The 10092-nt window shown below is 49.0% G+C and carries 8 protein-coding genes and 1 pseudogene (1 of these 9 only partly in view); all 9 read left to right on the forward strand.

Translation table 11 applies throughout. The features are described 5' to 3' along the window. Positions 1-9: 9 nt before the first annotated feature. Positions 10-1044: a winged helix-turn-helix transcriptional regulator gene (locus tag RJD28_05175; protein ID WNV58904.1), complete on the forward strand. Its 1035-nt coding sequence runs from the start codon at positions 10-12 to the stop codon at positions 1042-1044. Positions 1045-1528: 484 nt separating this feature from the next. Next, positions 1529-2707: an acyl-CoA dehydrogenase family protein gene (locus RJD28_05180; GenBank protein WNV58905.1), complete on the forward strand. Its 1179-nt coding sequence runs from the start codon at positions 1529-1531 to the stop codon at positions 2705-2707. Between the two features lie 61 nt (positions 2708-2768). After that, a complete protein-coding gene (locus RJD28_05185; protein WNV58906.1) occupies positions 2769-3947 on the forward strand; it encodes a CoA transferase in 1179 nt (392 codons plus the stop codon). Between the two features lie 92 nt (positions 3948-4039). Beyond that, positions 4040-5167, forward strand: coding sequence for a CaiB/BaiF CoA-transferase family protein (locus RJD28_05190; GenBank protein WNV59566.1), 1128 nt, complete (start codon positions 4040-4042; stop codon positions 5165-5167). Positions 5168-5247: 80 nt separating this feature from the next. Then, positions 5248-5451, forward strand: a complete 204-nt coding sequence (locus RJD28_05195) for a hypothetical protein (protein WNV58907.1) — start codon at positions 5248-5250, stop codon at positions 5449-5451. A 5-nt stretch (positions 5452-5456) separates the two neighbouring features. Further along, positions 5457-5873, forward strand: coding sequence for a thioesterase family protein (locus tag RJD28_05200; GenBank protein WNV58908.1), 417 nt, complete (start codon positions 5457-5459; stop codon positions 5871-5873). Between the two features lie 35 nt (positions 5874-5908). Then, entirely contained in the window at positions 5909-7558 is a 1650-nt protein-coding gene (locus RJD28_05205) for a BCCT family transporter (protein WNV58909.1), read from the forward strand. A gap of 287 nt (positions 7559-7845) precedes the next feature. Beyond that, positions 7846-9463 (forward strand): annotated as a pseudogene (groL, locus tag RJD28_05210) (chaperonin GroEL). A 21-nt stretch (positions 9464-9484) separates the two neighbouring features. After that, a protein-coding gene (locus RJD28_05215; protein WNV58910.1) for a DMT family transporter crosses the window boundary here: on the forward strand, positions 9485-10092 show its 5' portion. Its footprint extends 292 nt past the window's final position; the window shows 608 of its 900 coding nt (coding positions 1-608); the start codon lies at positions 9485-9487; its stop codon lies beyond the right edge, outside the window.

A 10092-nucleotide genomic window follows, 5' to 3' on the forward strand; every position in this document is an offset into this window, starting at 1 on the left:
GTTTGTTATATGGAGAGAAGAGATGGTTGTCAGATCAAGGACGACCCAATTGGCAACGCATTGCGGGCAATCGAGGGAAAGTGGAAGATACCTGTCATGTATGTTTTGTGTAAACAGAAGTCCATGCGGTACAGTGAACTGCGCAAGGCTTTGGACATCACGAACATGATGCTGACAAGTACATTGAAAGAACTGGAAGCAGACGGTCTTGTTTCCCGGGTGCAGTATAATGAGGTGCCTCCCCGGGTGGAATATTCCGCAACGAAAAATGGCAAGCGGCTGATTCCTGCGCTGAAGGAGATCCGGATGTGGGGAGAATCACTGGAGGATGCGACCGACGGTATCCGGAAGATCCGCAGAGAATTGCCGGCGGAGGCGGGACAATCGGGAGAGGATCCGGATGGCAACTGGCGGTTCCGCCGGAACGATGGGACGCAGGTCTGCGGTACGGTGATCACGGATCCCATGACAGGAGAGAGAACCGAGCTTCCCCGCTGGGAACTGATTCACGGAGCCTGGTGGTGCTTCGGGGCAGACGGCAACCTGAAGACAGGGCTGATCTACGATCAGGCCAGACAGGGCTGGTTTTATATGGACCGGAACAATGGCATGAAGACCGGATGGGCGCGGGTCAACGGGGAATGGCGGTATTTTGACCGTTCGGGCCCATCCACCCAGGGACGGATGGTGTCCGATACATGGATTGGCGGCTGGTATGTCAATGAAAATGGTGTCTGGGATGGCAAGAAGGAACAGGATGACCGGGAAAAGCCCGGGCATGAGGAGCAGGATAACGGAAACGAGATTTCCCAGGAAGTTGCCTATGAGCATCCGGGGGCGGATCTTTCCGAAGCCATCAGTACGGCACGGGTTTACCGGAATATGACGCAGAAGGAACTGGCAGAACGTACAGGGATCAACCAGGCAGATGTCAGTAAGCTGGAGAAGGGAACGAGAAACCCTTCCATAGCGATTCTGAAGCGGATCGCAGAAGGACTGGATATGGAACTTTATATTCAGTTTATACCGAAGAAAAGAACATAATATTTAAACAAAAGAGACTATTCGGCTGATACGGGTCTGAAATGTCTCTTTTTTCTTACGTTCACATACAATTTCAGATACCCAAAACATGGTAAAAGTGCCAAAAATCAATAACTTTTTTTCTGGAAAAGGAGGAAAAATAAGCATCAATATATGGCAAAAAAAGAAAAATACCAAGTCAGAAAAATTCAGGGAAACGGGCATATGCATAAAAACAAGACATGGTATGAAAAACTGACTTTTGCGTGTTTATGCGTCTTTGACAACCGGTAAAAATGGGAAATAGCATATATGGCATAAAAGCCAATTTAAAAAACGTAAGAAGAAATCTAATTGTTAAAAATGCACAAATCCTGCGCCAAACTATGGTTATATTGCATAAAAAAAAGCTTGCTTTTTACGCAGATTTTTGTATAATGAAAACAGGTCGAAGATGAGGCGATCGAAAAACAAAAAATATCTCAAAGAAAGGGAGCGTTTTACTATGGATTTTAAGTTAAGCAAAGAGCATCGCGCATTATCAGAGAAAGCAAGAGAGTTTACCGAGCAGGTATTATTCCCTTACGAAATGGAATGTGAAGAGAACAACGGTCTGACTCCGGAGTCTCACAAAGCAATTACTGAGCAGGTTATGTCCTGGGGATTCAATGCAACCAACCACACCAAAGAGCATGGTGGAGCAGGCTTCACATTATTTGAGCAGGCACTGGCTTCCGAGCAGTTCGGTATGGTTACCGGCGCTATCTGGGATGCAGTTCCGCAGCCGTCTTTCCCGATGAAATTCGGTACCCAGGAGCAGATCGACGAGTATCTGATTCCTTCCTGTCAGTGCAAACGCCGTGATGCTTATGCAATCACAGAGGCTGATGCAGGTTCTGACCCGACAGAGTGCCAGACCACATCCGTAAAATGCGATGGCGGTTACAAGATCAACGGTGAGAAATGGTACGTTACAGTTGGTAACATCGCTGACTTCATTCTTGTACATACACACCTTGACGGAGATCCGAACAAGGCTACCGTATTCTTCGTAGAGAAGGATGCACCGGGCGTTAGCGTTAAGCGTACACCTGAGTTCACACATCACTTCGCATTCAAACATCCTGAGTTCCTGTTTGAGGACGTTGTAGTTGATGAGTCCAAGATCCTGAAGGGAATCGGCGAAGGCTTCACAATGACCAAAGACTGGTTCGTTGAGGCTAGACTTGGTATCGCAGCTCGTTGCGTAGGCGGAGCTGAGCGTGTACTGAAGGTTGCTAATGAGTGGGCAGCTGAGCGTGTACAGGGTGGCCATGTAATCAGAGATTACCAGGTAATCGAGCATATGCTGGTTGATATGACCATGGATATCATGGCAGCTAAGAGCTTACTGTACAGAGTATGCTGGGAGATCTCCGGCGATATGGATCGTAAGCTGAAACATGCAAGAGCATCGGCTATCAAGCTGTGGTGCTCCGAGATGGTTAACAGAGTAACTGATAAGGGCGTTCAGATCCTTGGCGGACGTGGATACATGAGAGAGAATCCGGTTGAGCGTCTGTGGAGAGACCAGAGAGTTGACCGTATCTGGGAGGGAACATCCGAGATTCAGAGAAACGTTATCGGCGGCATGATCAAGAAACGTGGTACCGAGCTTTACACAGGTTGGGATTACGAGAAATAAGTAGCGGCAAAAATGACAAAATACCGTGGAGCTTGACTCTCACAGTAACAGGAGGATTAGTATGTTGCCATTAGAAGGAATTCGAGTTCTTGATTTAACAACACTTTCCGGCTACTGCGGGATGGAACTGGCTGATTACGGAGCAGAGGTCATTAAGGTGGAGGCCCCGGGTACCGGGGATCCGCTCAGAGAACTGGCACCATTGAAAGATGGTGCCAGTCCTCACCATACATTCCGGGATCGCGGAAAGAAGAGTATTACGCTTGATCTCGAGAAGCCGGAGGGAAAGGAAATTTTCAAAAAGCTCGTGGCTACGGCCGATGCGGTTATTGAGAACTTTCCTCCCGGTACAATGGAAGACCTCGGCCTGGGATATGAAGAATTATCAGCAATTAAGCCATCCCTTGTCTATGGACGAACTTCTGCGTATGGTTCTGTCGGAAAAGAAACCAGTACACCACAGAACGATTTAATTGCTCAGGCGAAGAGCGCTGTAATGCATTTTACAGGATTTCCCGAAAATCCGCCTACAAGAATTGGATTTTCTATGTCTGAACGTTATGCGGCCAGCTTCCTTGCGTCTGCTGTTTGCATAGCGATTTTTTATGCCAAAAAAACAGGGGAAGGGCAGATTGTAGAGACGACCTTATGCGGATCTGCGATTGCTGTTTCCGAAGATAAGGTAATTACCTACGGAGCAGAGCATGAGGATCCGATGAGAACCGGAAATGCTCATCCGCTGATCAATCCATATGACATCTTAAAGTGCAGCAATGGATATGTGGCTATGGGAATCTCTTCCGATGCACAGTGGACAAAGTTCTGTAAAGCATTTAACGTGCCGGAATGGGATGTGGAAGAAAAATATTGTTCTAATCTGGTCAGAGGATACCATTACTTTGGTGACCTCAGAGATAAATTAGAAGATCTGTTTTCCAAATATACGATGCAGGAGATTGCAGCTATCTGTGATGAAGCACTGATTCCGGGAACCATGTGCAGTACCACCAAAGAGGCGCTGCAGGAACCGCAGCTGCTGGTGAGAAACATGGTAGTTTCCCTGGAAGACGATGCTCTTGGACAGCTGGAGATGCCCGGAAAACCGGTGAAATTCTGTGGCGTTGAGGAAGAACCTCTGGTGAAGGCACCTGCTGTCGGTGAACATAATGAACAGATTTACAAGGCTCTGGCAATGGACGATGCCGAGCTTCGGACACTCAGAGATAAAGGCATCATTTAAAGAAGGAGAGCAGGATATGAAGAAAAAGACCTCTTGAGGGAATTAAAGTTCTTGATTTTTCCCAGGTATTATCTGCGCCGTTCTGTGGCATGATGCTTGCGGACATGGGCGCGGAAGTGATTAAAGTAGAGCGGCCGGGCGCAGGAGATATCTCGCGCGAGTATGGTCCTTATGTAAATGATATCAGTTTGTATTTCTGCCAGTATAACAGAGGTAAAAAGGGTATCGCCATCGATATGCGTTCAGAAGAAGGCAAAAAAGTTGTCCTGGATCTTGTATCGAAAGTTGACGTTGTAGTAGAAAACTTCAAGGCAGGGACGCTTGAAAAGCTGGGCATCGGTTATGACGAGATGATCAAAGTGAATCCGGGACTGATCTACGGGTCCATTTCCGGTTTCGGAACCTATGGTCCTTTGTCACACCTGCCCTGTATGGATATCATCGCGGCAGCGCGAAGCGGACTGGTGGCACAGTCCGGGCAGGCAGCAGATGCACCGATCAAACCTGGATTTTCCATGTGCGATACATGGGCAGGACTGCAGCTTTTCAGGGGACTTTCCATGGCCCTTCTGTACAAACAGAAAACAGGAAAAGGTCTCCGTGTGGATATTGCCATGCTTGACTGTGCATTCTATATGTGTGAAGCACCGGTACTGGAGCATTCCGTTACAGGAGAATTCACACCGAGAACCGGCAATCACCATGCATGGTATGCACCTTACGGCGAGTTTAAGGCACTGGATGGAAACGTGGTTCTTGCGATCACAAGAGAGCCGGAATGGGAAGCACTCTGCCTTGCGCTTGGAAGAAGCGATCTTCTGGTAGACCAGAGATTTGCGGACAATGTGCTTCGTGTCGCACACAGAGAAGAGCTGATTGAGGAACTGGAGAAAACAACAGCTGCGATGGAACGGTATGAACTGGAAAAGAGACTGCGTGGCGTTGGTGTGCCGGCAGCTGCAGTACAGTCGCTGGCTGAGTTTGACAGCAATCCGCAGACCAGGGATCTGAAGGTGATCTTGCAGGTTGATCAGCCGGGCGTGGGTGAATATACAGTTACCAATACACCGATTCTGTTCAGCAAAACACCGGTGGATCCGAATGCGCCTGCAGCAGGACATCCGGGTGCTCATACTCTGGAAATTCTTGGTGGGCTCGGCTACAGCCAGAGCGAGATTGACAGCCTGATCGGAAGCGGCGCTGTGCACCAGGCTGTTTGAAAGGACTTGTAATAGTGCAATTAATTTCTGCTGATATAGAAAAGTGTGTCAAGTGCAATAACTGTTCGGAAATCTGCCCGATGAGAGTCATCGGAATCGGAGAAGACGGGTATCCGATGGCCATGCGTGATGCGTATAAGATCTGCATTAACTGCGGATACTGCGTGGATGTATGTGCCGTCGGTGCACTGAAACACCGGGTAAGAAAACGTTCTTTGAATTCCGGACCAGCGCTTCGAAGACTGAAGAAGATCAGAGCAAACAGAGAGAAACGGAGAAAATAGTAATTATGAGAAGTGAGTGTATTTTCTTCTGCCCTGTACGTGTCCGTTATGGGGAAGTGGATCAACAGGGAATTGTTTACAATGGGAATTATGTGGTGTACACAGATTTGGCTTTCGAAGAATTTTTCCGGTCAAAGGGATACCCGTACCGGGTGCTTGCAGAGCAGTACGGTTCAGAGGTATGCCATAAGAAATCAACGTATGAATTTGTTTCAAGTGCATATGAAGGAGACCTTCTGGAAGTCGGCATCAGTGACATAAAGGTCGGCAACAGAAGTATCACGATTACATTTGAAATTTATCGGGAAGGTGAGGACGATCTGATCCTCCGCTGTGAAAGTGTCTATGTGGGGTATGACAAGGAGAAGAGGGTCAGTCGTCCGATTACAGATCTGATGAGGAGGCTTCTGGAAGTTTCCTGAGAAGACAAAAACTGAATAAGGGGGCAAGAATTAGGATGGAAGAAAACAAAAAGAAAAAAGACCATTCTGACGTGGAGGTAGGTTTGATTATAGCCAGCGTGGCCGTGCTTGCAGTGTTCATTATTTTTATGGTATTGAACCCTACATCCACCCTGAATGGGATCAGCTCTTTCTTTAACATGATGATTTCCGGTCTTGGGCCGGCATTCGAAGTGGTTTCAGTCGTGGTATTTGTATGCGCACTGGTGCTTGGCTTTGGAAAATATGGCAATGTGCGGCTGGGAAACTGTAAACCGCAGTATTCCAATTTCAGCTATTTTGCTATGATGTTGCTGGCATCCCTGGCAAGTGCAGCGCTGTATTGGTCCTTTACCGAATGGGCATATTATTATCAGTCTCCCGGTATCGGTATCGTTCCGGAGAGCCTGGAGGCAATGGAATCCTCTCTTGGTTACCAGTTCTTCCACTGGGGCATTGTCAACCAGTCCATGTACACGATCATGGGTGTGGCGATCGCTTACGGTGTATATGTAAGAAAACTTCCTTCTTTCCAGACAAGTGCAGTTTGCTGCGCAATGATGGGTGAGAAGATCAAACCGAAGACCAAAACAGCTCTTGGTAAAGTCATCGACTTCCTCGTAATGTTTGGTATCCTTGGAGCACTCAGCTCCTCTCTTGGTCTGGCAGTTCCGCTGTCCGCAGGAGGACTGAAAGTGTTATTCGGATGGGAGGCAACTCCTGTCGTTCAGATTGGAATTATCGTATTTATTGCGATCGTATATTCCTTCACCGCATATCTGGGAACAGAAAAAGGTATGCAGGTAATCAGTAATATTGCATCTGTTGTTTGTATTTTCTTCCTTCTCTACATGCTGATCATGGGACCGACAACCTTCACACTGAAGACCATTGTCAACTCCGTGGGACACATGATCGAGAAGCTGCCGAGAATGGCACTCTTTACCGATCCTGTATCACAGAGTGGTTTCCCGGAGGCATGGACGGTATACTTTATCGCGTTCTACCTGAACTATGTGGCAATGATGGGTATCTTTATTGCAAAGGTTTCCAAGGGAAGAACCATCCGCGAAGTGGCAATCTACACAATCTTCATTATGACTGCCGGCGGCATGATCATCTTTGGTATCGATGGAAGCTTTGCAATGTATGAACATCTGCAGGGTTCTGCAGACGTAGTTGCTCTTGTAAACAGTGGACTCGGAGATGCGGCCATCTATCAGCTGCTGGAACTCCTGCCTCTGGGCAAGACTTTGCTGCCGTTCCTGATCCTGGTACTGGTTGTTGGTTTCGTGGCACCGTCCATGGATTCCGCATCTCTGGCTCTTGCTGAGACTGTTACCAAGAAAGGCACACCGAAAATGGCACTTCGTCTGTTCTTCTGTATTTTACTTGCAGTAATACCGATGTCTATTATTTTGGTAGGAGCAGAGTTTACAGCGATCAAACAAATTGCTATAATTATATCAGCACCTTTCCTCGTTATATTGGCATTTGTAACGGTGGGATTGTTCAAGTGGCTCAAGCATGACTGGGTAACCGGTGAGCTGGATGAGAACCTTGCGTTACAGGCAGAGGAAAAGAAAGCTGAAATGCTGGCAAAAGATGCACAGACAGCCGGGGCAGTTGCGGCAGAAACCTGCTCCCAGGCAGAGGCTGCAGAGTAATCAGGCCGGTTATTAAGATATTCTCCTGATATATGCCGATTAGGTATACGTCGAAAGGCGTGTACCTATTTGGCGTTATAGTTTACTCGAAGATTTTTGTGGACAGATTCCATGCTTGCATGAAAATCTGGACACATAAATCTGCGAAGGAAGCGCCATGGGATGAGCAAAACAAGCTGCGTTGCAGCGGAGAGCATTGAAAATGCGGTTTTGCGAATGGCGCGGGTAAACTGTAATTGTCTGGTATGATAGGAGAAAATAACAAAAACAGGAAGAGGTAGACAAAAATGGCAAGAGATCTGTATTATGGCGAAGAAGCGAGACAGAAATTACAGGCAGGGGTGGACAAACTGGCGGACGCAGTGAAGATTACACTGGGGCCCAAGGGGGAGAAATGTTGTGCTGCAGCGCCTTGGCAACAAAGTGCTGGTTACCAACGACGGCGTGAGCATTGCAAGAGATATTGAGCTGAAAGATATCGCGGAAGATCTGGGTGCAAAGCTCATCAAGGAAGTGGCAATCAAAACGAATGATATGGCCGGTGACGGCACCACAACGGCGACCCTTCTCGCACAGGTGATCATCAATGAGGGAATCAAAAATGCGGCTGCAGGAGCCAATCCGATCCTGCTTCGGAAGGGAATCTTCGGCGCAGTGGATACAGCAGTGGAGAAGCTGCGTGAAAATGCCCATGCCGTAGAAACGCGGGAAGCCATCGCACAGGTAGCTGCCATTTCCGGCGCGGATGAGAAGACCGGTGAGATGATCGCTGAGGCGGTTGACCGGGTGGGCGTGGACGGCGTGATTTCCATTGAAGAATCCAAGACAATGGAGACCGTTCTGAATATTACAGAAGGTACCCAGTTTGACAAGGGATACCTGTCTGATTATATGGTAACAGATCAGGAAAAGCAGGAAGTGGTACTGGACAACCCTTACATTCTTTTTACCGATAAGAAGATTAGCAACATGCATGATATTTTCCCGATTCTCGAGAAGGTACTTGAGACCGGCAGGAAATTCCTCATCGTTGCAGATGATGTGGAGGGCGATGCACTGACGGCCCTGATCGTGAACAAGCTGAAAGGCGTAATTGATGTGGCTGCTGTCAAGGCTCCCGGTTTTGGCGACAGAAAGAAAGCCATGATGGATGACTTTGCGCTGCTGACCGGCGGTAAGTATGTGCAGGAGGAGCTTGGCGATGATATCAAGGAAGTGACTCTGGATATGCTGGGCCAGGCAGAGAAGGTGACCATCCGCAAAGACCGCACGCTGATCGTGGGCGGTGCCGGAGACAAGGCAGCCATCAATGAACGTCTGGATATGCTGCATACCATGCTGAAAAATGCAAAGAATGAGTTCGATGTAGACAAGGCGAGAGAACGTCTGGGCAAGCTGGGCGGCGGCGCTGCGGTTATCCGTGTGGGCGCACCGACAGAGATCGAGATGAAGGAAAACAAGCTTCGAATCGAGGATGCGCTGAACGCAACCCGTGCGGCTGTGGAGGAAGGCATTGTTGCAGGCGGCGGTACGGCTCTGTGCGATGTGATCCCGGCAGTGAAGGCTTACACACAGACACTGGAAGGTGATCAGAAGACCGGCGCAGAGATCATCCTGCGTGCCCTGGAGGCACCTGCATTCCAGATTGCGGAGAATGCAGGCTTCGATGGGGATGTTGTCGTTGGTAAGATCAAGGAAGAACCCCAGGGCGTTGGCTTCAATGCAGCGACCGGCGAGTACATGCCCATGATCGAGAACGGCATCGTGGATCCGTTAAAGGTGACCCGTTCCGCTCTGCAGAGCGCGGCATCCGTAGCAGCCACCTTCCTGACCACCGAGGCAGACGTGATCGATCCGGTGACAGAGGAATATCTGGCACAGAAGGGACAGAGCCTCTTAAGTTAATCGAACTTACGGAGGGGATTTATGAAAAGAGATAAAAAATATTTTTCCGGGCTTGCCGCACTGTTTCTAGCAGCTGCCAGCTGGGGCTCTGGACACGCATTTGTAACTTCTAATCTGGGTGTCTTCTCTCTCCAGTGGCTGCTGGTATTCCGGCTTGGGACAGCGGGGCTGCTTCTGGCAATCCTCGGTTTTCCAAAATGGAAGACGGCAACCCGGGCAGACTGGAAGCACGGGATCGTCATGGGCTGTATCATGTACGGGATTTACTTTTTCTTTGCCCAGGGCGTGCGGTTCACCGCTACCTCCCGTGCCTCCTTTATCGTGGGGGCCTACATTATATTTGTGCCCTTTGTGTATATTCTGATCCGGCGGAAATTCCCGCGGCTTCAGGATTTTGCCGGAACCGCCCTGTGCCTGATCGGTCTCGGTGTCATTTTGCTGGACAGCAGCTTCGGCGGTATCAACCAGGGCGACCTGCTGGTGGGCGTGGCAGCGCTGTTCTATTCCTTCCATGTGGTGGTGAGCGCGAAGTTCGCCAAGGGCGCAGATACCTTCCTGCTGAACATGATCCAGCTGTGCACCTGCGGCTGCATTGCACTGGCGGTGGCACTTCTGACGGCAGAGCTGCC

The organism is Oscillospiraceae bacterium NTUH-002-81 (assembly GCA_032620915.1).
Classification (GTDB): Bacteria; Bacillota; Clostridia; order Lachnospirales; family Lachnospiraceae; genus JAGTTR01.

Bases quoted from the DNA above. Each gene is read 5' to 3' on its own strand.
- RJD28_05205 (WNV58909.1), top strand. From the start codon at position 5,909: ATGGAAGAAAACAAAAAGAAAAAAGACCATTCTGACGTGGAGGTAGGT.
- RJD28_05185 (WNV58906.1), top strand. From the start codon at position 2,769: ATGTTGCCATTAGAAGGAATTCGAGTTCTTGATTTAACAACACTTTCC.
- RJD28_05175 (WNV58904.1), top strand. From the start codon at position 10: ATGGAGAGAAGAGATGGTTGTCAGATCAAGGACGACCCAATTGGCAAC.
- RJD28_05180 (WNV58905.1), top strand. From the start codon at position 1,529: ATGGATTTTAAGTTAAGCAAAGAGCATCGCGCATTATCAGAGAAAGCA.
- RJD28_05190 (WNV59566.1), top strand. From the start codon at position 4,040: ATGCTTGCGGACATGGGCGCGGAAGTGATTAAAGTAGAGCGGCCGGGC.
- RJD28_05200 (WNV58908.1), top strand. From the start codon at position 5,457: ATGAGAAGTGAGTGTATTTTCTTCTGCCCTGTACGTGTCCGTTATGGG.
- RJD28_05195 (WNV58907.1), top strand. From the start codon at position 5,248: ATGAGAGTCATCGGAATCGGAGAAGACGGGTATCCGATGGCCATGCGT.